The organism is Chryseolinea soli, from assembly GCF_003589925.1.
GTDB lineage: Bacteria > Bacteroidota > Bacteroidia > Cytophagales > Cyclobacteriaceae > Chryseolinea > Chryseolinea soli.
Window position 1 is genome coordinate 2,363,920 of the sequence record NZ_CP032382.1, and the last position, 24,953, is coordinate 2,388,872.

The following is a 24,953-nucleotide window of genomic DNA, read 5'->3' on the forward strand; positions in this document are numbered from 1 at the left end:
AGGATTACAGGTAAGGGATAATTTGATCTTTGAACCGCCGCGTGTCGATGGGTTTGGTGATGAAACCGTCGCATCCGGCGGCGAGCGCTCTTTCATGATCTTGCTTCATAGCGAAGGCGGTGAGCGCGATGATGCGGATATGACGGGTGGCGTCATTGGCTTTCAGCAGGCGCGTGAATTCCAGACCGTCGATGCCCGGTAAGGCAATGTCCATGAGGATCAGGTCGGGATGTTTTTTTTCGATGGATGCGAGCGCGCCCTCGGCATCGGAACAACGCACGACCTGAAACCCTTCGATCTCCAGCACGTCGGAGGCCAACTTGAGGTTGGTGGCATTGTCGTCTACGATCATAATAATTTTTTCGGTCGTCATAGCGCTAGGTTAGAATGATGTGTAGAGGCATGATGATCCAGAAGGTGGTGCCGCGGCCCGACTCGCTCTCCACGCCGATCTGGCCGCGGTGAAGTTCGACGATGTTCTTGGTGAGCGCCAATCCCAATCCCGAGCCTTCATGCTGGCGGGCCATGCCGGAATCCAATTGCACAAATGGAATGAATAGCTTTTTTAAGTTCTCTTTGGTGATGCCGATACCGGTGTCGGTCACCCGCACCATGAACATGTCGTCAGCGTGTGGCATGGCGCTGATCTGCACTTCGCCACGCTCGCGGTTGAACTTGATGGCATTGGACAAAAGGTTATAAAGGATCTGCCGGAACTTGTTTTTATCGATACGGACATAGGACAGCGCCTTGGAAAGCTCCAACCGGATGGTCACTTCTTTTTTGGCGGCAATAGATTCCAGCGTGTTGATGACGCCCGTGATGACCTCGTTGAGCGAGAAGAGTTCCACCGAAAGTTCTGTTTTGCCGGATTCGATCTTGGCCAGGTCGAGCACGTTGTTGATGAGTTGGAGCAAATGTGATCCGCTGTCGTGAACATCCTGTAAGTATTGTCGTTGGCGCGTGTTGAGCGGGCCGATCTTCTGATCGATCAACAACTCCGAGAACCCCAGGATGGCATTGAGGGGCGTGCGCAGTTCGTGCGACATGTTGGCCAGGAAATCGCTCTTGAGCCGGTTGGCCTCCAGGATCTTTCGCTCGGTGATGTCGATGATGGAGGCCAGCACGAGGTTGCCTTCCTGCGACTCGATTGGATTCAACCCGATCTCTACGGGAAATTCACTGCCGTCTTTGCGCAACGCATAAAGATCCCGACCCACGCCCATCGGACGCATCTGCGGCATGGCAAAAAAAGTGGCGCGGTAGTGTGGATGCATGTTGCGAAAGCGGGAGGGTATGAGCAACTCCACCTCTTTGCCCAACAATTCCGGCCGCGCATAGCCGAACAGTTTTTCCGTCGCGCCATTCACCAACGCAATGCGCCCTTCTTGATTGATGAGGACAATGGCATTGGGCGCCGACTCCACCACCAACCGGAAGCGTTCTTCTGCGCGTTTGCGCTCCGTGATGTCGATGATCGCGGCCAGCACCATGGGCCCTTCCGGAGTTTCCATGGGATTGAGACCGATCTCGACGGGAAACTCGGTACCATTTTTTCTGCGGGCAAACAAGTCGCGCCCCGCGCCCATGGTGCGTGTTTTCGGAGCATCCATAAACTTATCACGCCATTGGGGGTGATGATACTTAAACTGTTCCGGCAGCAACAACTCGACGGGATGATCGATAAGCTCTTCGCGCGTATAGCCAAATAATTTTTCCGTTTGCCCGTTCACAAGATTTATTTTGCCTTCGCGATTCACCAATACCATGGCGTTGGGCGCCGACTCAACCACCAACCGAAATCTTTCTTGTGCCAACCGGCCTTCATGTGGTCGCGAGATCTTGATGAAGCCGGTAACACCAGTGTGGTCGTCGTGCAAGGCCGTGATCACCTCACTGGTCCAGAAGGCCCGGTTGTTTTTGCCTACGCGCCACCCTTCGTGCAATGCTTTGCCTTTGTCGGTGGCTTCTTTCAACAGGCTTTCGGGTATCCCGGCGGTTTGATCTTCGACGGTGTAAAACATGCTGAAAGACTTTTCCAACACCTCTTCGAGCCGGTAGCCTTTCATTTTTTCGGCGCCTTTGTTCCATCTTTTAACATGGCCTTCCTTATCGAGCAATAAAATGGCGTATTCGTCCACTTCGTCAAGTGCCTCCCAGTGAAATTCATCCGTGTTTTTCATGTAGCGTCGCGTGTTGGTCCCAATGCATCTACCGGTCCGGGCTAGGCTTACTCGACAAGACAGCTCCCGGAAAAAATCAATCGCCTTCAAAAGACAAAGCCCATCACATGCTTCGGAGGCGAAGCCATGGATGGGCTTCGATCAAGGTACGGAATTGCCTATACGCTCACAAACATTGCATGGAAAAATTGGGCGACTTGTCTGACGTCTTGAAGCCGACGGTGTTGAGCAGGATCTTGAAGCCGGCAGATATTTTAACGAAATACGTTTTACCTTGCGGGTATCTGGATAAACCAAACGGTCAAAATGAGGCTAGTCTTACCCGTCATCGTCGTTTCTCAATTCTTTTGTACTTCACTTTGGTTTGCCGGAAATGCGATTGCACCAGACATCGCCAGGGATCTTCACCTTGAACAACACTTTTTAGCGCACCTCACAAGCGCCATACAATTTGGCTTTATTTCCGGGACCTTATGTTTTGCGGTCTTTTCAATTTCGGATCGTTTCTCTCCTTCCCTGGTATTTTTTTGTAGCTCCATCTTCGCCGGACTTTTCAACCTGGGAATGAGTATCCCGGGGATCCATACTACCGAATTGCTTCTGTTCAGATTTTTAACCGGATTTTTTCTGGCCGGCATATACCCCGTGGGTATGAAGATAGCATCCGATCACTATAAGGAAGGTCTCGGAAAGTCCCTGGGCTTTTTGGTGGGGGCTTTAGTGCTGGGCACAGCATTTCCCCATTTATTGAAAAACAGTATATCGGGCTTCCCCTGGAGATATATTGTGTATGCCACCACCGCCCTATCGGGCTTGGGCGGGCTTTGCATTTTGCTATTCGTGCCCAACGGTCCCTATCGCAAAGCGGGTCAAAAATTGAACCTGAACGAATTCATGAAAGGATTCAGACTTCCCGACTTTCGGGCGGCGTCGTTTGGATATTTTGGGCACATGTGGGAGTTGTACACCTTCTGGGCATTTCTGCCGTTGATGCTGATGAACTATAACCACCGCTACCCGGAGACGAATCTGAACGTTTCGCTGTGGTCATTCCTGATCATTGCATCGGGTGGGCTAGCGTGTGTTTTTAGCGGGGTCGTTTCACAATTTCTTGGGGCAAAGAAAGTGGCCACTATAGCGCTATCCTTGTCGTGCTTATGTTGTGTGACATCGCCGCTTTTCCTTTTATCCGACTCCATTATTATACTGATTGTCTTTCTGATCTTTTGGGGACTTGTAGTAATCGCCGACTCTCCCTTGTTTTCAACCCTGGTCGCGCGGAGTGCGCCGGAAGAATCGCGGGGCACTTCACTCACCATCGTGAATTGCATCGGATTTTCGATCACCATTGTGAGTATTCAATTTATAAACGCGATTTCGGATAGCGTGAATGCGCAATATGTTTATACGCTACTGGCCATTGGGCCGGTGTTTGGGCTTATCGCTTTGTTGAAAAAAGAGAAATCGAGCGCGCCTAATGCGTCACATGCATAACCAAAGACTAAGCCTTCTAGCATCCTTTTCCCCATTGTTTAAAAACTAGTTGTGCGACCGGCGTGAATTGCGGTGAAAGGCATTCCGCAGCGATCTTGATCTTGTAGTGTGAAATTCAACCCGTAGATCTCTATCCCCGGATCACGCTTCCATTTATTGGAAAAATGTAACTTTAAGCGTACTTTAGACACTTATAAATTCAAAAAGCATAAATCTTTAAAAAAAGACCACTTTTTCGAACATGAAGACTTCAAAAATCGCCGGAATAATTTTGATCGCGACCGTCTCCATTGCATGGCTGAGCTGCAGCAAGCCCGAGCAGTCGTCAACGCAGAAGCGCTATCCGATTTCCTCCATTGATATCAAGAATGTTATTCTCACCGATAGCTTCTGGCTCCCCAAGGTCAAATTGATTCAAGACACCACCATCAAACATGCTTTTGAAAAGTGCGCCGAGGAAGGACGCATGGAAAATTTTTTGATCGCTGGCAAAACCATGGAAGGAAAGGCGAGGGGCAAGATGCCGTTTGACGACACCGATCTGTACAAGACCATTGAAGGCGCTTCTTATTCTTTGATCAGCATGCCCAATCCCAAGTTGGATGCCTATCTCGATTCGATCATCTCCATCATCAAAATTGGGCAGGAGCCGGACGGATACCTCACCACGTGGTTCACCATCGACCGGACCAGCCCGCCTGCCGATTGGGTTAAGCCTTCCAAGGAGAGATGGGAAAATGAGATCACAAGCCACGAACTTTATAACAGCGGCCACTTGTTCGAAGCGGCTGCTGCCCACTATTGGGCTACGGGAAAGAGAAACCTGTTGGATATCGCGCTCAAAAATGCCGACTTGCTGGTGGCAAACTTTAAACCCGGCCATTTGCAGCGCCCTCCCGGTCACCAAATTGTAGAGACCGGTCTGATTAAACTGTACGACATCACCCACAACGAAGATTATCTAAAGCTTTCAAAATATTTTATTGATCTGCGGGGAGACAGCACTACCCACCCACTATACGGCGCTTACTATCAGGACCACGAACCCGTAATTGATCAATCAGAAGCTGTGGGTCACGCCGTGAGAGCCGAATATTTGTATGCAGGCATGACCGACATCGCCGCCATTTACCACAACCCCTCGTATTCAAAGGCGCTCGACAAAATATGGGACAACACGGTGAACAAAAAAATGTACATCACCGGGGGTGTAGGAGCAAGACACGACGGCGAAGCCTTTGGCGATGACTTTGAACTTCCCAACCTTTCGGCATATGGCGAAACCTGTGCCGCCATTGGAAGTGTTTGGTGGAATCAGAAAATGTTCATGCTTTCCGGCGATGCCAAATACTACGACATCGTGGAGCGGACCCTCTACAACGGTTTGATCTCCGGTATGTCGACGGACGGCAAGATGTTTTTCTACACCAACCCCTTGGAGTCTGACGGCAAATTTCAGTTTAATAAAGGAGCCTGCACGCGCCAATCGTGGTTTGATTGCTCGTGTTGTCCCACCAATATGATTCGTTTCATTCCGTCGCTGGCGGGGTTGATCTATGCTTCCAAAGAAGACACCGTGTATGCCAACTTGTTCATATCAAGCCAGGCGCAATTGCAAAGCAAAAACGGGAAGATCAAATTAAGTCAACAAACGGGCTATCCCTGGAGAGGAAACGTGACCTTCACGATCGAGCCCGAAAAGAAAACAAAATTCACTTTGCAAATCCGTGTTCCAGGCTGGCTCAGAAATGAAGCCGTGCCCGGAAATCTTTATGCTTACGTGAATGCCCAGCCTGCAGAACCCTCGTTGAGCATCAACGGAAAAAAGGAAAAGCCACAGATTTCAAATGGCTACATGACCCTTACGAAAGAATGGGAAAAAGGTGATGTGGTTGAGCTGTCGTTGCCCATGAACATTCACAAAGTAATGACCAATGGACCCGTTGCGGACAACAAGAACAAGGTGGCTTTCGAACGAGGCCCGATTGTTTATTGCGCAGAAGGAATAGACAACCCGAATCTTTCAACCCTTGCATTGCCTGACGATGTTAGCTTGCAATCGAAGAAGAAGGATCTTTTGGGCCAATCGGTGAATGTACTCACCGGAAAAATTCAAAACGAAAACCTGACATTGATTCCGTACTACTTGTGGTCGAATAGAGGCGTTGGCCAAATGAAAGTGTGGCTGCCACAAACGGAACCTAAGGCAAAATTGTAAAGGAGTTGGTTGGCCGACCGCTTTGCCGTGGCGAGCGATAAGAAACTACTTGCTATTGTGCCGGCTGTCCATCATCTGCTCCTGATGGTTGGATACATACGCTACCAATTCGCTTGTGGCCGCGTTAAGCTCTTCTGAGCAGGTGATCAACTTGTCGGCGATGAGTTCGAATTCTTTTTGATCGACGACATTTTTTATCACCAGCGAGGAAAGCCCGTTGATGCGCGCCAGGGGTCCGCGGATGCCGTGTGATGCGCGAAAGGCAATGGATTCCAACAGCGAGATGGTTTCCTCTTGCAGTTTGTCGTGCATTTTCCGTTCGGTGATGGACAAGCCCAGCGTAAGAAAGCTTTTTACTACGCCATCACTGTCGCGTATGGGGATCACGATGCAGTCAAACCAAATGAGTGTCCCCTGTTTTGTTTTGTGCTCCACTTCGCCTCGCCAGGTCTCTCCCTTCATGAGGATTTGTCTTCTTTCTGTGAAGAATGCCTCGGGATGATTAATGGATGTCAGAACCCGGTAGTGATTGCCAATAAGTTCTTCCTGGGTGTAGCCCGAGACCGCGATCACCTGGTCGTTAACTTTTATGAAGTTGCCGTCGAGGTCGCTCACGGCAGAGTAGATGCTCACATCGATGGCATCGATATAGGCCTGGAGCTGGGCACTTTTTTGCCGCACCATCAGGTCGAGGTTTTCCGAGAATGCCGTCAGCTCTTCATTCGTTGCCTGGAGCTCTTCGTTCATGGCCTGCGTTTCGCGATTCGCCTGTGTCAATTTTTCGGCGTAGTCCCGGATCAGCCACCGGAACACCAGCGATTGGGCGAGCACGATAAAGCCGGAAAGAAACATGATGGAGTTTTGGGCTATCGCGTAGGGAACCGTTGGGTTGGGAACAAACGGTTCGTGGCTGTCATACCACTGATAGGCAACGTAACACAGGAAAGCGAACAGGAAGGAAAGAAAAACATGCTTTAATTTATTGAACACGACCACCGAGCAACAGCCAAGCGCGATGAGGAGATATTCCGTGCCCGAACGCCTTTCCAGGAGGGCTAGGGTTAAAACCATAGCCATGAATACGTAGGAAACAACAAAGCGGGCCGCCCGGAAGTGGAACCTGGAATGCAGGAAAAGGACCAGCAGGATCATGGGCACGTAACCCAACGCTTGCAATACACTCAACGAGCCCAACAGGACAAATACGATGACAAACAAAATGGTGAGGACCAGCGACATGACCAGGAAAGCATTGATGGACAACAGTCGTGCCCTCTCTGACTGATCCATCCCCGCGTGGTGGCCAAGGTGGATGAGTTTATTCAGGTATTCTTTCATTTGCCGCAGCTTCTGATTCTTGTTGCTAACACAATCCGGGTGTCATAAGCCCGGATGCTTGTTTCTATCTAAAGATAGCAATTATTCCACGGTTGGGATGGACCCACAATTATGGTGATGTTCCATAGCTATTTTCGAAAGAAGTCATTCGTCACACCTGTTTTTAATGACCGCTAACAGTCTTTCCTGAAAGTCCGTCAAAAGTCTTTGTCCCCAGAAGGAGCTATAACCGTTGATATGGGTGTCAAGCCGGTAGGTGGAAGATAGCGTCAATTTTGTTTGTTGCGCGCCCATTGGCTCCAGGTCATACGATGCATTCAAAAAAACGAAATGATTTCCTTTCAGGATGTGTTGATCGAAAACAGTCTGTCTGATCGACGACGGAATGATGGCAATCGTGAACCCTACGCTTTTATTTCGCTCCCATGTGGTCACCGTTTCTTTAAACGTCAGCCCTCCCTCGAAGTGCCCGATTCGCGTTGCTCCAACCGTGTCCCGGTCAAGTTCTGCATAGAGCGGTCTGGGGATGCCGGCATAGTTGAAAAAACCTTTTTTGTATTCCTCGGGGCGGATCGCTTTCACCCTGACGATATTTTCCCAAACGGTCTCGGGTTTGGCGTGGATGATGACGACGGTTTCTACTTCGAAGGTCTGGGATGGTGCCGGGAATTTCACTTCCGCAAACCCGGCCAGCAGTGGCACAAGAAAGAGGGAATAAAGTACCCCATTCTTATTTCTTCTCCTTTCAATGAGTTTTCCAAAAATAATGCCCCCTAAGCCGGCGGCGATGAGAAACGGGATCGAAATGATCACAATGCAAATCATATCTTCTTTGCCCGTCCAAAAGGCAATCACAAAAAAAAGAAAGACGGCGAGGATCGGGCGGGTTATGCAATAGCGATTTGATGCGAGCTGTTCTTTCGTGGCAAAAAATAAGGGCGTGATGCCAATAACGAACGGTACGATCCAAACGAAGGTGATGGAAAACAGATCGGCAAAATCGAGGTTGTGCTGTATCCCAAAAAATTCCCTCATGATCAGTCCGTAGAACGAACCGATGATGATGCCGCCATATTTTGTAAAGATGTTTCTTATTTTCATTTCGCTTGATGAAACGCCACGCCAAAATAACGACGAAAAGTGTCATGGTAAAATTTCCACGCCTTGGTCTCGCTGTTGAAATGGCTCGTATTCTAGCAGTCCATCTCTTATCAAACAATCTTTTAATCGGTTGTCGAATCTGGGATCTTCCCCGTAGGTGTTACCGTCGGGTAACCCAAATCCTATTTTGAACCCCAACATCGGATAGGTATAAACGCTGTCGCAACCGAACGAGGAATACAGGTTCCAAAGCCAAAAACCATAGATTGGCTTCCCGTCCACCACGACGGCAACGGGTAATCCCTCCAATGGAATTTTTAACCTTTGTATTTTCGCTCGTCCCGCCTCATTCAGTTGAACCCTCTGACTGTTCCAGTCAAAATATTCGACGTCCGATCGTTCAATTAAGGGCTCATCAAAGAGGACATCTTTTGTTGGGTCAAGGCAATAGCGACAGGCCGATGCCTTTATGAGGTCAGGGTAGATCTCCTTAACCCGATAGACCTCAAATCCCCGCTCGTATTGGCAAGACGAACAAAAAAGCAATGCAGATAAGTGGAATAAGACGTTTCGCCGGAGTGCGCTGTTTTTCATTTCTCTGTATATTTATCAGGGTTCGAGCAAGGGTCGTACCGAATCATATCCTTAGGAAGGAAAACCCGGATCGATCGCGAATACGAGGTCTTACCCGTCGAAGCCGCCCAAATACCACGGGCGCCTTTTATAACGCATTCTCTACGATCGAGACCTATTTAGAAGCGCGGACAGGTGAAAGAGGGAAAAGAATGATTAGAAAAGTGACAAGGTTGGCTCTTCTTTTATTATAGGCATAGCGGCACCAGGGAAGCCATCTATTCGAGAAAACTTATAGAACATGAAAAATAAGCGAAGAGATTTCCTGAAGCTTACAGGGATGACCGGTCTTGGCTTAGCCACGGGTGGTCTTTCCAGTGTTTTTGGTGCAACCGTAAATCATTCAAATGCCATGGAGAAAAATTCCGCTCTAAAAAATGCTATTGTGGACGACAAGAACTCCAGCGTGATCGGCGCCTATGGCAAATGGGCCGCAGGCTTGATCGATAACAAATTGCCCGCCTTGTCATTCCGGAAAAAGGAATTTACTAACCTGGATGCATGGAAGAAAGATGCCCGCAAGCGACTAACGGAACGACTCGCGATACCGGAGATGGGAGGGACTCCCGTGGTAACGGTTAAAAAACAGTATTCATACGACGGCCTGCACATCGAAGAACTGAGCTGGCAACTACCGTACGGAGCGGCAACGGACGCCATTCTGCTAAAGCCCGTGAATGCCAAGGGAAAGTTGCCGGGTGTCCTGGCGTTTCACGATCACGGAGGCGTGAAATATTTCGGCACGCGGAAAATAACCCGCACGTCGGACACGCTTCACCCGCTCATGGCCGAGCATCAAAAGTTCTATTATGAAGATCTGGCCTGGGCTAACGAAGTGGCTAAACGCGGCTACGTGGTGCTGGTTTCCGATGCCTTTCCGTTTGCGAGCCGGCGGGTGTTGATGAACGATGTCGCCCCGGAATCTTTGCGTCATGGATTGACGGATGACGACCCGGAAAGTGTAGAGCACATCGAGGCGTATAACAAATGGGCCTCCGACCATGAGCACATCATGTCTAAATCTTTGTACAGCGCGGGAACAACCTGGGCCGGTGTGTTCTTTGGCGAAGACAAAAAGGCGCTGGACATCTTGTGCAATCGCCCCGACGTGGATGTGAAAAATATAGGCTGCTGTGGACTCTCGGGCGGCGGCATGCGCACCGTATTCATGGCGGGTCAGGACGATCGGATCAAGTGCGCAGTTTGCGTCGGGTTCATGACCACCTGGAGGGATTTTGTGTTGAACAAATCGGTCAATCACACCTGGATGACCTATGTCCCGTTGTTGCCGAATGAATTGGATTTTCCGGAGATCCTTGGCCTGCGCGTTCCCTTGCCCACGATGGTGTTGAACGATACGGAAGACGAGCTGTACACACTGGACGAAATGAAAAGTGCCGATAAAATACTGGCAGAAGTATACGCGAAAGCAGGAGCGACCGATCGCTACAAATGTAACTATTACCCTGGTCCACATAAATTCGATAAAAAAATGCAAGCCGATGCGTTTAATTGGTTTGATAAATGGCTCAAGGGGTAGGCAGTTTTTTTAAAAGCAACTATTAAAAGAAATAAAATGAGTACAAGCCGCAGAGAGTTTTTAAAAATTTCAAGCCTTACCGGCATGGGATTGGCCAGCACGTCGGTGCTGAAAGGTTATGATCATCTTCAGGAGGGTAATGCAAAGAAACCCGCTCCTCCGCATTTCAATATGTGCGGGTATGCGGCGCCGAAGATTGAAACGGTGCGGATCGGCTTTGTTGGTTTGGGAAACCGGGGCCCCGCGGCCGTCGAGCGAATGATGCATATTGAAGGGACCGATATAAAAGCTTTGTGCGATCTGCGGCCGGAGAAAGCTAAAGCTGTGAGACAAAAACTGGAAGGCACGATCCATCATCCCGAGGTTTATACCGGCAAGGAAGATGAATGGAAAAAAATGTGCGACCGCGCCGATATTGACCTGATCTATATTGCTACACCCTGGGCTTTGCACACGCCAATGGCGGTGTATGCGATGAACCACGGCAAACACGTGTGCGTTGAAGTGCCCTCTGCCAAAACACTGGAAGAGTGTTGGCAATTGGTAGAGACATCGGAGCGTACAAAAAAGCATTGCATTATCCTGGAGAACTGCTGTTATGACTTTTTTGAGCTGCTTACGTTGAACATGGCCCGCCAGGGTTTATTCGGAGAACTTGTCCACGGCGAAGGAGCCTACATTCACACGTTGCTGGAGAGTAATTTCTCCAAAGAAAAATATTATGACATGTGGCGCTTGAAAGAAAATCTGCGGAACGGCAATTTATATCCTACACATGGATTGGGACCGGTAGCACAAGCCCTGAACATCAACCGCGGCGATAAAATGGATTATCTCGTGGCGATGTCCGGCAACGATTTTCAAATGGCCGCCATGGCCAATGAATTGGCCGCCAAGGACGATTTCTTCAAGCCCTACGCCAACAAGAAGTTTCGCGGCAACATGAACACGACCACCATCCGCACCAACAAGGGCCGCACGATCATGTTGCAGCATGATGTGACGTCGCCCAATGTGTATTCGCGCATTCATAAGATCAGCGGAACAAAAGGCTCTTGCTTGAAATACCCGGAGCCGGGTAAGATCGCATTCGGTCATGAAGGTTGGGTAACCGATGAAGAATTTAAAAACCTGGAAAGTAAATACACCGCACCGATCGTCAGTAAAGTGGGCGAGATGGCAAAACAAGTAGGGGGTCATGGCGGTATGGACTTCCTGATGGACTGGCGCACGATCGACTGTCTGCGCAATGGTCTGCCCATGGACATGGACGTTTATGACGCGGCCCTTTGGAGCGCCATCGCTCCGTTGAGCGAGAAATCGGTTGCCAACCGTTCCAATTCAGTGGACATTCCTGATTTTACTTCAGGCTCCTGGAAAACAAATCAACCCGTTGACATTTCTCTGGTAACAGGCGGCACCACAAAAGTGATCATGTAATGGTAGAGCAAATTCATAAGACGCCCCCATCAACCTCACTGCAGTCGTCGCAGCGGCTACTGTCGCTGGATTTTATGCGGGGTTTCATCATGGTGCTCCTGGCCTTGGAAGCCAGCCGGCTCTTTGATACGCTTTTTGAAGCATCGGAAGGAAGCTTTACGCAGGGGGTGTGGCTCCAGTTCTTTCACCACCCCTGGCACGGCCTGCGGTTCTGGGATTTAATACAACCCGGTTTTATGTATATGGCCGGCGTAGCCCTGGCGTTGTCGTTGATCAAACAAGAAGCGACGGGAGTAACTTGGGAACAGTCGTTTAAGAAGATGCTGAAGCGTTCCGCAGGACTGCTGGCGTTCGGCGTGCTCAACTATGCCGTGCATGCCGACGGATTGCACCTGAGATTAACCAACGTGCTCACCCAGCTGTCGTTTACGTTGCTCGTTGCGTTCCTGATCTTTCGCTGGTCGGCCGTGGCTCAGATTGCGGTGTGTGTCGGCTTATTATTGCTTCGGGATGCATTGTATCACTTTACCAATATTCCCGGCTTTGATCAGCCTGACGTCAATCAGCATAATTTCGGTAATTATGTAGAACTGGTTTATTCGGGCCGCATTATCGAGGAGGGATGGGTCTCGATCAATTGTATCCCCACGGCGGTGCACACCATTGCCGGAGCGTTGACAGGCAAATTGCTCGTGTCGGGAAAGGAAAAAATAAAACCGATGCTCCTCTGGGCGATGATCTGTTTGATTGTCGGTCTGGGGTTGGATTTCGCAGGCATCAGTCCGGTGATCAAACACATTGCTACCTCTTCGTTTACGCTCGTCTCCCTGGGCATTTGTTTGGCCGCCTATGCGGGTTGCTATTGGTGGATCGATGTTTTGCAACACCGGAAATACCTCCAGTTCTTTGCCATCATTGGCATGAATTCGATCTTCATCTACCTGTTTTTCGCCATTGTCGGCTCACGCTGGTTCAATGACTATATCTTTGCCCTGGTCGGCGGATTGTTGACGCTGATCCACACACCGGTCGTACTCGGTGCGATCCTTTCATCCCTCTGCATCTTTGCACTCGAATGGGGATTGTGTTACTTTTTGTATAAAAAGAAAATATTTTTCAGGATATAGGATAATCTTTTTGACAGGTGATTTATAACAAGTTCTAAAAAATAAAACGCAAGAAATGGATATTAAAATAGCCGAGAATGCTTCTGAATTAGGAAGGAGCGCAGGAGCCGCAGCTGCACAAGCCATCCGCGAAGCCATTGCCTCGAAGGGAAGCGCCCATATTATTCTGGCCACAGGAACCAGCCAGTTCGAAACACTAAAGCAACTCATTTCAGAAAATATCGACTGGAGCAAAGTGGTCATGTTCCATTTGGATGAGTACATCGATTTGCCGGTAACACACCCGGCCAGTTTCAGAAAGTATCTGCAGGAGAAATTTATATCAAAAGTACCAGCGTTGAAGGCAGCCTATTTAATCAATGGCGAAGTAGATCCACAGGCCGAATGTGATCGTCTTGGAAAAGCCATAACCAGTCACCCGATTGATGTGGCCCTGGTGGGAATTGGGGAAAATGGTCATTTGGCATTTAATGATCCCCCGGCAGATTTCGCCACCGAGAAACCGTACATCATCGTGGAGCTTGATCAAGCCTGCCGGCAGCAACAATTGGGCGAGGGATGGTTTAAATCCTTGGAAGAAGTTCCTCCTCAGGCAATCAGTATGTCCGTAAAACAGATCTTAAAATCGAAAATAATCATTTGTTCGGTGCCCGATAGCCGCAAGGCAACGGCGGTGAAGAACACGGTAGAGCAAAAGGTCAGCAATCTTTATCCAGCCAGCATTTTACAACAGCATGCCGATTGCCGGTTATATTTGGATAAAAATTCAGCCGCCTTGCTTTCGAAGAATGCTTCACCCGTAGCCTAGTTTTATAGCACGAGATCAATCCCGGACAAATGACGAATAAAATAGAAGTCAGTTCCCTTACGAAAAGACAAACGATCATTTCTGTTCTTATCATTGGGTTGCTCTTTTTTATTTTTGGTTTTGTGTCCTGGGTGAATGCCATCCTGATCCCGTACTTCAAGATTGCCTGCGAACTCACCAGCAATTTCCAATCGTACCTGGTGGCCTTTGCGTTTTACATCTCGTATTTCATCATGTCGGTGCCCTCTTCCTACCTATTGAAAAAAGTAGGATTTAAAAAAGGGATGATGATCGGGTTTATGGCCATGGCCCTCGGCGCCTTTATTTTTGTGCCCGCCGCCTATACCCGCACCTATGAAATTTTCCTGCTCGGTCTTTTTACAATAGGAATAGGGTTGGCCATTCTCCAGACCGCCGCCAATCCCTACATCACGGTGTTGGGCCCGAAAGAACGGGCGGCGCAACGCATCAGCATCATGGGCATCTGCAACAAAGGCGCCGGGATCCTGGCGCCTTTGGTGTTTGCGGCAGTAATATTCAGAGCCACCGATACCGATTTGTTCAAAGAATTGAGCACGATGGATGAAGCAGCAAAAAATGTTGCCTTGGATGAGTTGATACGAAGAGTCGTTGTTCCCTACAGTGTTGTGGGCACGGTGTTGTTAGGTCTTGGACTCATGGTACGCTACTCGCCTTTGCCCGAGATCAACACCGAACAGGAGAGCAAAGAGGTGGCGGCATCAAACTCGGGCAAGAAAAACATTTTCCAATTTCCACACCTCATCCTGGGCGCAATCGGTATCTTCCTCCATGTAGGAACACAGGTGATTGCCATCGATACGATCATCGGCTACGCCAACTCCATGCATATTGATTTAGTGGAGGCAAAAGTGTTCCCCTCCTATACGCTCACGGCCACCATGTGCGGCTACATTCTCGGGATCATCTGCATCCCAAGATTCATCAGCCAGGTCAATGCGCTGCGGATCTGCACACTGCTGGGAACCTGTCTTACGCTGTTGATTGCTTTTGCAAAAGGACAGGTGATGCTCTTTGGCCACGTGACCGACGTTTCGATCTGGTTTGTGGTGTTGCTGGGCCTTGCCAATTCCCTGGTTTGGGCTGGCCTGTGGCCCTTGGCCTTGGATGGACTGGGCCGTTTCACAAAACTCGGTGCGTCCGTGATGATCATGGGATTATGCGGCAACGCGATACTGCCGCTTTTGTATGCTCACTTTGCAGATGTGTACAGTGTGCGGGCGGGCTATTGGGTATTGTTCCCCTGTTATCTCTATCTTGTGTTTTATGCTTTTTCAGGACACAAGATCAGGAATTGGGGCTTTTACAAACCATCTCTAAACGATGCCGCAGCGACTAAAAATATATAACGGAAGACTCATAACGCCGGCTGGAATTATCCCGGACGGAACGATAATCATTACCGATGGTGTCATAACGGATGTAGGCAAAAAGAATATCGAAGTTCGCGACGCAATTGAAATAGACGCACGAGGGAAATACATCTCCCCAGGATTTATTGACATACACGTCCACGGCGGTGGTGGCTATGATTTTATGGATGCGCATGAAACGGCTTTCTTGAAAATTGCCGAGACCCATGCTCAATACGGAACCACGGCCATGCTTCCCACAACGCTCACCAGTACAAAAGAGGGAATACTGAAAACACTGGCGGTCTATGAGGAAGCTGATCGAAAAAATATAAACGGTTCACAATTTTTGGGTATGCACCTGGAGGGGCCTTACTTTGCCCTGAGCCAGCGCGGCGCACAAGACCCTAAATATATTCGCAATCCCGATCCGGAAGAATATAGAGAGATCCTATCGAAAACTTCCTGCATCCGCCGCTGGAGCGCTGCCCCGGAGCTGGAGGGAGCAATCGAATTTGGCAAGTATGTAAAATCAAAAGGAATATTGCCGGCCGTAGCACACACCGATGCGATTTATGAAGACGTGGTGAAAGCATTTGAAGTGGGATACACACTCGCCACACATTTGTACTCTGCCATGTCGGGTGTCACGCGGAGAAATGCGTTTCGTTATGCGGGAGTTATTGAAAGCGCTTTCATCCTCGATGACATGGACGTGGAGATCATAACGGATGGTGCACACCTGCCCGCGCCTTTACTGAAACTGGTCTATAAAATAAAAGGTGCCGATCGAACAGCCCTGATTACCGATGCCATGCGGGCAGCCGGCACGAATGTCACTGAAAGTATTTTAGGAAATAAAGACGATGGGTTAAAAGTAATCGTGGAGGACGGCGTAGCAAAATTGCCCGATCGCACTTCCTTTGCCGGAAGTATTGCCACCGCCGATAGGCTGATCAGAACCATGACCTCGATGGCAGAAGTTTCGTTGTCCGATACCATAAAAATGGCCGCCGCCACACCCGCCCGTATTTTGGGAGTAAACGATCGCAAGGGTGAATTGGTGGTTGGCAAAGATGCCGATATCGTTCTTTTTGATGATGCGATAAATGTTTCGATGACGATGATAAGAGGAAGGATCGTGCATCAATAGCCCGGCACAGTAGGTTGGATGAGCTGTTGCTTTTACCCAAGTATGGAAGCACAGATGCCGCCCCCAACAATTAACCACACCGCCGCGACAATAAACACGATCTTGGCTGAATCCTGGTTGCGATTTCGCCTGACCATCCCCATAACGAAGAGGAGCACCGGCGGGCCGAACGTGATGAGAAAACAAATTACTATTAAAAAGCCTATTCCATTCATATAGATTCTGCTTAGCTGATAAGTTGTTGTAAATACTCCCGCTTCTGATCGCGATAAAACAAGTTCATGGTTTCGAACGGAATTATTTTGTAGTCCTTGTTCACAATGTGAACGCACGATTTCTTGACCGAACGGACATCAAAATTATAGGCATCGATAAATTGCATGATGATCACCCTGAACAGGTTGTCGTAACTGAGCGAAGGCGCTTGTATTTGAGGCAGACAGCAAAGCAACGAATGCAGTTGTTCTGTGGTGGATTCTACCGAATTTCCTGTGCTAAACAAGTTGATCATCCGGGAATGTAGCTGAGCGTCTTGTTCATATACAATGGTATTGCGACTGTTATCCAACAAGTCTGCGGGATTGATGTAGCGTGTTAACGGAAAGACCGATCCGCCTAGCTTCAAAGCATAGCCCATCACCAGCGCATCCGGGTTGCAAGGCACGGGAATGAGGTCGTCGGGATTAAAAATATTGGTCTGCTCCAGAATTTTCCGACGCACTTCCGTGAGGGTGATCCGGTCGGTTAAAGCATTGAAGTTGTCCAGTCGACCCGCAATCTGCGTGGGCTGCAAAGTGACACCGCGAACACAGCGCTGCTTCAATGCAAATTCAATCACTTGCCCGATCTCATCGTCGTTGAGATTTTTCTGGACCGTAACCACCAACGTGGTCGACAAGTTGAGCGCGTTTAAATGCTCAAGAGCTTCTTCCCGAATGGTCGAGAGGCTTGCTCCCCGCATCACCTGCAGCACTTCATTTCTGAAGGAATCAAACTGCAGATAAATTTCAAAGGCGGGCTGATAGGATGCCAGTCGCTTCGCGAGTTCAAAATTCCGGGCGATCTCGATGCCGTTGGTGTTGAGCATGAGATGTTTTATGGGCAGCGACTTGGCGTAGTCGAGGATCTCGAACAATTGAGGATGGAGCGTGGGCTCGCCACCGCTGATCTGGACCACATCGGGCTCCCGTTCATTGGCGACCACGGCGTCTAACATTTTCTTCACTTCCTCCAGCGTCCGGTGTCTGCCATAGGCTGGCGATGAACCGGCGTAGCAAGTAGGGCAGGTCAAGTTGCAACGGTCGGTAATTTCTACGACGGTCAGGCAGGAGTGTTGCTCGTGGTCCGGGCATAGGCCACAATCGTAAGGACAGCCATAGTGCGTTTTCGTGTTGAATACATAAGGCGTCTCCGATGGCTTATTGTAGTTCCGGATATTCTTATAATAGGCAACATCATCGGCAATGATAACTTTCGATGCGCCGTGCTCCGGGCAACGCTTCAGCATGTATACCTTCTCGTCTTCAAACACAATTTTTGCGTCGACGCGTTTCAGGCACTCCGGGCAGAGACTTAAAGTGAAATCATAATAGGTATACTTTCGCGTAGGCACGGGGAAGATGGATTAAGGTTTTTCTATAGTATACAAAACATCCGATACAAAGCCACTGGATGCTGCTCAGACCCAACACAAAAAATGTATTGGGTTTGATAAATTCGATCAGAAACCGGAATCCGAAATAGCTCAACATGAAGAGCTTAAAAAGGAGTCCGTTTTCTAATTTGTTTTGACGGTACAGCTTCCTCAAGACAAAGAATAACAGTGCGAGAAACAAGAGTTCATACAAGGCAATCGGATGGCGCTTCAACCCGTCCCCTAAATCCATCCCGGTCACAAAGGAAGTCGTGATCCCATAGGTAAACTCGTTCACGCCCGACAGGAAACAACCAATCCGGCCGATGAAGATACCCAGTATGATCGGCAATGTGAACAGGTCACCAGAAGAATTTTTTTCCTGGATGATCCACTTGGCCGTTTCCACACCGAGCAAGCCTCCAAACAATCCGCCCATGATGGTTTTTAGATTGAATAGTTGCGTGAGGCTTATGTTCGCAAAGTCCAACATCGGATTTTCAAGAAACCCCATTATGCGCGAACCAAGAAAAGCGCCTAACGCGGCGCCTAACAGGATAGAGAGCCGGTTAGAATGTGCGATGGGATCCATGCGGTTTTTCCGCAGGTAGAGGTAATAGCGATAAGCAGAAAAGAAGGCCACATATTCTACGATCAAGTGAATATTTAACGGTATCCCTGCAATCGTAATTTCAAAAGGAATGGATAACACGGCGTCTGGGTTAGACAAAAATAGAAATATTTGATAAACGCGGTATACTGACTTGCAATCTTAACGGTGCTAAAGCCTCCATGTGAGACCGTTATCGTATTTCCAGCTATGCCTTTGGATTTCTCACTATGTGTACTCAGGCGAAATACAGACTACAACCCTTATCTTGTGAACAAATAAAAGCCGGAAGGGTAAAGAAGTCATATGAATAAGAAGCAAATAGTGAAAGCCATCATCGTCTTAATTTGTCTTACAGGATACCACCAACTCTGTGCTCAAACGCTAACCAAGGAAGCCATCACCGGTGAATGGTTGTGCCGGGAAGCCACCAACCTGGCCGACGATCCGGAAACCAAAGCCGCCATGGAAGTGATGAAGAAGGGTTTTTTAAATGCACGATTTATCTTTAAAACGGATGGGATTTTTAATTTAATACTTTCCAAAGAAAGTCCGGCCGTCCTAAAGGAAATGGATTTTCTAAACAACAGAAAATGGTTCTTTTACCCGGACAAGTCCATGATCGCAATAGGAACGCCAAAGGAGAATCTTATGCAAATATTCGTAGAGGAACAGAACGGCAGTACGATTTTTCTCATTCACGAAACTCCCTTGGCCCTGAAAATGGAAAAGGTGCAAAAGGAATAACCTAGCGTTTCACTACCCGCCGTTGCACTCGTACACCGCTGTCGTTGATGATTTCAAGCAGGTAAATCCCGGGCGTAATCTCATCCGTGTCAAGGCGGGTCGCATCAAGAAACGTGGTTCGTACAATGTTGCGACCGAGCAGGTCGGTAAGCACGGCATCATGCCTTGTTGGCGAAGGATTCGTTGCCGTAACCGTGATGCTGTTAGTAAAGGGATTTGGCGATACGACGATGCTATCGTCGGCATCGTGTTCGATGGCCGTGACCACGGTATCGGGTATCAGTGTAAGCGAAAAATAGGTAAATGCAACCAATGAGCCGTCGGTGGCGCTCAGGGTGATGCCTGATTTGCCTGCTTTGTGCTTTTGCATTAGTTTCATATACGTATTCCCTGCGGTTGTTGAAAAGGATATGCCACTGCTGACGATGATGGTCTCGTCGGTAGGATCGCCCGCCAGTCGCAGGTCGCCAATAGGGTTGTCGACGTCGGTAACGGTGATCAATACCGGCGCGATAACATCGCTCACATACGCTTCGATGTCGCTTACAGCGCTCCACACGGGCGGATCATTTACCGGTCTTACCGTGATGATAATTTTTTTACTCACTACATTATTTTCCGCGTGGCCGTCGTTGGCTGTGAGGGTAAGCTCCACCTGGCCAAACAGGTCCTTTCGCGCGGTGAACGTTATCTGGCCCGTCTGTGGGTTTAGCGCAATATTAACGAAATCGGATGTGGCAGGCGTGAGCGAAAAGTTGATAACGTCGCCAATCTCGTAGGGAATGCTTTCGAGTGCGGGGGTAACGTAGGCGTCAACCGGAAAATCTTCATCCATCTGCTTCGTTGCTACCACCGAGAATGACGGGGGATCGTTTGCAGGCGCTACCACCAGCGTTACCGTGGTGGTGTTGGCCGAATAGTCTGTGCCGTCGTGGGCCAGGGCAACAAACGACACGGTGCCATTGTAATTGGCGTCGGGTTCGAAGCGAAGATTGCTAAGCTGTGCGGTAGCAAGTTCCTGGCCTACGGTGACCAGCGTAGTGCCCAGCAAGAACCGGCCATTCGTAGGTAGGGTCTTGATGGCGACCTTTTTTAACTGATCGCCTACGTCCGGATCCGAAAAACGTGTAGTAAAGTCGGCGGCTGCAAATGTGAAAGGGGTATCTTCCGTCGCGTTAAGCGTAAAATTTGCCATCGTGGGCAAGCAATTGGTGTGGGCCGTGGCTGTGGTAGTTGGCAATAACGAGCCGTTGGCGGTAACCGCTCGCACACGATACTGGTAGTCGGTACAGGGCGTTACATTAGTGTCCACGTAGGATTCTGTATCGGGCGCCAGCGTGGCCAACAACTGAAATTGGCCGCCTGTGGTTCGGCGCTCCAATAAAATACTCGTTTCATACTGCGAGTTGTCTTTCCAGCTCACGTTGATGCGCGAAGCGTTTACAGCCTGCGCGACAAGGTTGCTGGGGGGCTCGGCAATCATGAGCACGAGCGAATCATATGGCGAGGCGTGACCTGCGTTGTACGCGTTTACGCGGTAATAGTAATAGGTCTCGTGTTGAAAGGCAAAGTGGTCGGTGTACGTTGTGGCGTTCTGTGGTAACGTAGCCAACGCTGCAAATCCGGTTGTCGCCGACAAGGATCGCGTCAAGTTGTAGTTGGTTTCCAGCGCGGAACGATCAAGCCAGGTAAGCTTTACGTCGTCTTCGTCGATGATCTCCGCCGAGACACTCTCGGGACCATTGAAATGATAGAACGATTTTTCGGCCGAGAACACGGAGCCCGCCTTGCTGCCATCTACGGCCTGCACGGCATAGTACAGCGTACCCTCGGGCACATTGTTGGCAAAACCATGGCGGCCGTAGCCGTTAGGGGCATTGGTCGTGAGCACGTAGCCGGTGGCGAGGTTCACGGCAGGCGTGATAATTTTTTGTGCATCGCTCCGCAAATAAAAATTGTAGTCAAGTCCGTCTAGGGGTGTTTCGGCGTCGGCACCAAGGCCCCACTGCAACCTGATCTCGCGACGGAAGAACTTCTCGGTAAACGTAGACGAAAGCGGTGGTTGCGGCTTAGTGTTCGACTTCGGTTGTGCGTCTGTGCTGGTGTTTTTAAAATATCCCGATAATGGTGTAGAGCTGGAGTTGGGCTGCGTAAACAAATAGCCCATAAAGCTGAGGTCGGGGTCGCCGTCGTTGTCGAAATCGCCGGCGTCCAGCGACATGTCGTCCAGGCGATCAATCTCGGGCTCTTGCGTTGGCACGAAAACTTCATTGCCAACATTGGCATACCGGCGATTGGTCTGGCTATACGCGCCATTCGCACCGCCGGCACGTCCTGTGAGCAAAATATCGAGATCGCCATCGCTATCGTAATCATACCAGCGAATGCCGCCGTTTCCGTTTACGCCCAACCCTTTCAAGGCAATGTCCGGTCGTGACACAAGCGATTCCTTGCTGTTGCCGTTTTTATTTTCATAGATGAGCGACACGCCGTTGTTCGACTCATCCAAGCCCGTCGACAACAAGTCCAGGTCGCCATCCCGGTCGAAGTCTCCCCACTTCACGCCGCCGTTGAATAATTTTTGAAAGGTTGATTTTGTGTCCTGTGCGAAGGTTAGGTTGCCGTTGTTCAAATGCAACGTGGTGCCATACACGCCCGACATCATAATGTCGATTCGGCCATCACCGTTGGCATCTGCGCAGGCGATGGCACAGGCTAAGCATTCGGGCAATCCGGAGTTGTCGGATCGGGTAAACCCTGCACCGGTGTTCACATACATATAGGTGCCATAGTCATTGAAATTGCTGCCGTCGTTGCCGGCCATGACGATGTCGAGATCCTGGTCGTTGTCGGCATCAAACCATACGACGGTGCCGCTAGAGATGGGCGTAAAAGTTTGCTGCTGCTGAAACACAAAATTGCCGTCGTTGCGATACAATGCGGCAAGTTTCGAAAGGCTGGTGTTGCCGGTGATCAGTATGTCGGTGTCGCCGTCCTTGTCGTAGTCGGCCGTGGCAAAGGTTCCGTAGCTCACGCCGGGTAACGAAGTGGTGCGCAGGGTAAAGGTGCCCGCGACGTTTTCATATACCAATGCGGCGCCTTGATACTGTTTATTCTGCCCGATAAAAATCATATCAAGGTCGTCGTCGTTATCCAGATCTACCCATTCCGATTTGCCGAAGGCCACAAACGTAAAGTCGGTGATTACTTTTTTATAAATGGCCTGTGCATTGCCCTGTGGAATGCAGGCCAGAAAAAGCAACGATGAGAAAGCGATAATTTTACCCATTTTGGGCAGTAAACGCGAAAGAATACAAAGGGTAAAGGCCTTGCGCTTCGCGAGCTTTAGCGGGGAATGCATTATAGTTATCGGGGCTTGATTTTCAATCAAAAATAATCATTCGGTGGCTATTCCGTTGCGGGTTGGAAAAATAAAGCATGGCCGGCCCCATCCCTTGGATTTCAGATCCCTTTAAAATACTTTTGAAATGCGCTTGTTCGTGGCACTGCCCCCATTTAGGATGGCGCCGGACCGTTAAGCATAATCACATGAGAAACCTGTACGTTTTTTTATTTTTCCTCCTTAGTTTCTTTACAGTATCGGCACAAGACTGGACCTGGGGCCTGAAGGCAACCGGATCGTTCAATGCCTATGGTGCCTCGAGCGTGGCCGTCAATCATCGCGGCGATATCGTTATGGCAGGCCATTACCAGAAAGACATGGCGCTTGGCTCTTTTACGTTGCCCACGGCCGACGATTATTATACCAGGATTTTCATGTGCCGCGTAAATGCGTCACATGAAGTGCAATGGCTCCAGGCGGTGGAGGATGAAAATGGAAACTACGGCGACGACCTCGGCCTGGCGATAGACGACGATCAGAACATCTATCTAACCGGCAATACCGATGGCAAAATTTTTGTGACCAAATACGACTCGCTCGGCAAGGAACTATGGCACAATGATCTGGGCGGTAAATCCTACGGCTACGGCAGCGCCATTGCGCTGGACCAGTTCGACAACGTATACGTCACCGGCGGCGGAGGCTGGAATTTTTTTATGACCAAGCTTGACTATAACGGCAAGGTCGTTTGGACAAAGGATATTTGGGTGAACTCTTCCGCAGGCTGCTACATCTCCGACATTCAAGTGGATGCGCTGGGTAACATTTACTTTGTGGGCACATTCGGTATCGACAAACTGCCGCTCGATCAATTCACCGTCACCCACGGCAGCGGGGGCACCAACATCGTGTTTGGCAAAATGAACACCGAAGGAAAATTCGTCTGGGTGAAGAGCATCGGCGGCTACATGCTCGACTCACCAAGTCTGGAGCTTACCCCCGACGGTCACCTCTTTCTGGGTGGCGGCTTTCACGAATGGATGGTACTGCCCGAGACCTATATACAAGGCCCCTGTTGTAATGAGGGCGCACCCTTCATCGCCAAATTTAAAATCGATGGAACCTACGAGTGGGCCAAAACGGCAAACTCCTATTATGGGGTGGGCATGATACACGACATCAGCACCGACCACGAGGGCAACCTGTACACAAGCGGTGGGTACTTTACATGCTATGGAACCTTTTGCACGGAGAGCGATTACTATATCGAAAAATACGACAAGGATGGGCAGAACCTTTGGCGCAAAGAATTTGCGATGGCAAGCCTCGACATAGATAAAGGTATCGACATCGACAACAACGGTAATCTGTACTTGATGGCAGCCAACCAATCGGCTACGTTTATCGACCCCGACACGTATGCGAACACCATTACCCTCGGCGTTGGACAGTTCGACACCAAAGCATCCACGTATAAAAAAACACCACGTCCACTGATCGAAAAGTTTTTCTGGAAATGTACTGCCGATGAAACGGTGCAGCTCACCGCCAAGGGACAAAACATCCAGTGGTATACCGACGCCGCGCTCACGCACAAAGTTCACAGCGGCAACACCCATACGCCAAACGCCACCACCGACACCCTGTATGTAACCCAAACGCTACACGGCATCGAAAGCTGGCCTAAGGTCGTGCTCGTGTTAGGCCCCATTTCGTCGAAAGGCTTGGTGTTGGATAAGGATTCGTTGATCGCTCCACAAAACGACTTCTACACGTACCAATGGTATTACAAGCAAGACTCGATCAAGAACGCCACAAACTTTTTTATCCGTGTCGACACCACGACCCAATATGAAAACTTCAGTGTGGTGATAGCCCTGGGCAAATGTGTGAAGAGCCTGAAAGGAAGCGCTTCGCTGGTGACGGCCGTATCGCCGGAGACACCGGCTACCGTGGAGTGTTTTCCCAACCCTACTACGGGAATGGTGATATTGCGCACGCGCAACGGGATGCCGTTTACGTGTCAAGTGGTCAACACGCTGGGCTTGGAAATTGCCAACACACCAGCGGCTTCAAGCACCGACGGCCTCTATCAAATTGATCTCCATGACCAGCCGGCCGGCACATATTTTATCAAGATACAAGCCGACAACACAGTGCACGTGACAAAGGTGGTGAAACGATAAAATCCCAC

General features: G+C 49.6%; 18 protein-coding genes. 10 read left to right on the plus strand and 8 right to left on the minus strand.

Annotated features, from left to right (window positions below; all coding sequences use genetic code 11):
- Positions 1–4 precede the first annotated feature (4 nt).
- Both D4L85_RS10265 and D4L85_RS10270 read right to left on the minus strand, forming a co-directional pair.
- The gene (locus tag D4L85_RS10265) at positions 5–373 is read right to left on the minus strand and encodes a response regulator (RefSeq protein WP_119754232.1); all 369 of its coding nucleotides are present in this window, start codon (positions 371–373) and stop codon (positions 5–7) included.
- Positions 374–377: 4 nt separating this feature from the next.
- On the minus strand, positions 378–2,183 hold the full coding sequence (locus tag D4L85_RS10270) for a PAS domain S-box protein (RefSeq protein WP_119754233.1): 1,806 nt from the start codon (positions 2,181–2,183) through the stop codon (positions 378–380).
- A 306-nt stretch (positions 2,184–2,489) separates the two neighbouring features.
- Here D4L85_RS10270 and D4L85_RS10275 point away from each other — a divergent pair, with 306 nt between their 5' ends.
- Complete coding sequence (locus D4L85_RS10275) at positions 2,490–3,677, plus strand: MFS transporter (protein ID WP_119754234.1); 1,188 nt, start codon at positions 2,490–2,492, stop codon at positions 3,675–3,677.
- 241 nt (positions 3,678–3,918) lie between these two features.
- Positions 3,919–5,895, plus strand: a complete 1,977-nt coding sequence (locus tag D4L85_RS10280) for a glycoside hydrolase family 127 protein (RefSeq protein WP_119754235.1) — start codon at positions 3,919–3,921, stop codon at positions 5,893–5,895.
- Positions 5,896–5,940: 45 nt separating this feature from the next.
- On the opposite strand, the gene D4L85_RS10285 is transcribed toward D4L85_RS10280, so the two are convergent.
- The 3 genes from D4L85_RS10285 to D4L85_RS10295 form a co-directional block, all read right to left on the minus strand.
- Positions 5,941–7,233 carry a PAS domain-containing protein gene (locus D4L85_RS10285; protein WP_119754236.1) on the minus strand — a complete coding sequence of 431 codons (1,293 nt, stop codon included), beginning with the start codon at positions 7,231–7,233 and terminating at the stop codon, positions 5,941–5,943.
- Between the two features lie 144 nt (positions 7,234–7,377).
- Entirely contained in the window at positions 7,378–8,334 is a 957-nt protein-coding gene (locus D4L85_RS10290) for an SRPBCC family protein (RefSeq protein WP_119754237.1), read from the minus strand.
- A 42-nt stretch (positions 8,335–8,376) separates the two neighbouring features.
- Positions 8,377–8,928 (minus strand): hypothetical protein, encoded by a 552-nt coding sequence (locus D4L85_RS10295; protein ID WP_119754238.1) that lies wholly within the window; start codon positions 8,926–8,928, stop codon positions 8,377–8,379.
- A 280-nt stretch (positions 8,929–9,208) separates the two neighbouring features.
- Between D4L85_RS10295 and D4L85_RS10300 the strand changes: the two genes are divergently transcribed.
- Genes D4L85_RS10300 through nagA form a run of 6 tightly spaced genes read left to right on the plus strand, consistent with a single transcriptional unit; the run spans position 9,209 to position 16,426 of the window.
- Positions 9,209–10,507: a prolyl oligopeptidase family serine peptidase gene (locus tag D4L85_RS10300; RefSeq protein WP_119754239.1), complete on the plus strand. Its 1,299-nt coding sequence runs from the start codon at positions 9,209–9,211 to the stop codon at positions 10,505–10,507.
- A gap of 36 nt (positions 10,508–10,543) precedes the next feature.
- Entirely contained in the window at positions 10,544–11,947 is a 1,404-nt protein-coding gene (locus D4L85_RS10305; RefSeq protein ID WP_119754240.1) for a Gfo/Idh/MocA family protein, read from the plus strand.
- On the plus strand, positions 11,947–13,074 hold the full coding sequence (locus D4L85_RS10310) for an acyltransferase family protein (RefSeq protein ID WP_119754241.1): 1,128 nt from the start codon (positions 11,947–11,949) through the stop codon (positions 13,072–13,074). The genes D4L85_RS10305 and D4L85_RS10310 overlap by 1 nt, the downstream gene beginning before the upstream one ends.
- A 55-nt stretch (positions 13,075–13,129) precedes the next feature.
- Positions 13,130–13,882, plus strand: a complete 753-nt coding sequence (locus D4L85_RS10315) for a glucosamine-6-phosphate deaminase (RefSeq protein ID WP_119754242.1) — start codon at positions 13,130–13,132, stop codon at positions 13,880–13,882.
- Positions 13,883–13,911: 29 nt separating this feature from the next.
- The gene (locus D4L85_RS10320) at positions 13,912–15,270 is read left to right on the plus strand and encodes a sugar MFS transporter (RefSeq protein ID WP_119754243.1); all 1,359 of its coding nucleotides are present in this window, start codon (positions 13,912–13,914) and stop codon (positions 15,268–15,270) included.
- Positions 15,245–16,426, plus strand: coding sequence for an N-acetylglucosamine-6-phosphate deacetylase (gene nagA / locus D4L85_RS10325; RefSeq protein ID WP_119758730.1), 1,182 nt, complete (start codon positions 15,245–15,247; stop codon positions 16,424–16,426). The genes D4L85_RS10320 and nagA overlap by 26 nt, the downstream gene beginning before the upstream one ends.
- A gap of 226 nt (positions 16,427–16,652) precedes the next feature.
- Here the strand turns inward: nagA and D4L85_RS10335 are convergent, their stop codons facing one another.
- Together D4L85_RS10335 and D4L85_RS10340 are read right to left on the minus strand one after the other, a co-directional pair.
- Positions 16,653–18,038 (minus strand): radical SAM protein, encoded by a 1,386-nt coding sequence (locus D4L85_RS10335; protein ID WP_119754245.1) that lies wholly within the window; start codon positions 18,036–18,038, stop codon positions 16,653–16,655.
- Positions 18,010–18,789 (minus strand): prolipoprotein diacylglyceryl transferase family protein, encoded by a 780-nt coding sequence (locus D4L85_RS10340; protein ID WP_228450842.1) that lies wholly within the window; start codon positions 18,787–18,789, stop codon positions 18,010–18,012. Before D4L85_RS10340 ends, D4L85_RS10335 begins: the two co-directional genes overlap by 29 nt.
- Positions 18,790–18,975: 186 nt before the next feature.
- Here D4L85_RS10340 and D4L85_RS10345 point away from each other — a divergent pair, with 186 nt between their 5' ends.
- Complete coding sequence (locus D4L85_RS10345; RefSeq protein WP_119754247.1) at positions 18,976–19,416, plus strand: hypothetical protein; 441 nt, start codon at positions 18,976–18,978, stop codon at positions 19,414–19,416.
- A gap of 1 nt (position 19,417) precedes the next feature.
- On the opposite strand, the gene D4L85_RS10350 is transcribed toward D4L85_RS10345, so the two are convergent.
- Positions 19,418–22,705 carry an FG-GAP-like repeat-containing protein gene (locus D4L85_RS10350; protein ID WP_160143647.1) on the minus strand — a complete coding sequence of 1,096 codons (3,288 nt, stop codon included), beginning with the start codon at positions 22,703–22,705 and terminating at the stop codon, positions 19,418–19,420.
- A 260-nt stretch (positions 22,706–22,965) separates the two neighbouring features.
- Here D4L85_RS10350 and D4L85_RS10355 point away from each other — a divergent pair, with 260 nt between their 5' ends.
- Positions 22,966–24,945: an SBBP repeat-containing protein gene (locus D4L85_RS10355; RefSeq protein WP_160143648.1), complete on the plus strand. Its 1,980-nt coding sequence runs from the start codon at positions 22,966–22,968 to the stop codon at positions 24,943–24,945.
- Positions 24,946–24,953 lie beyond the last annotated feature (8 nt).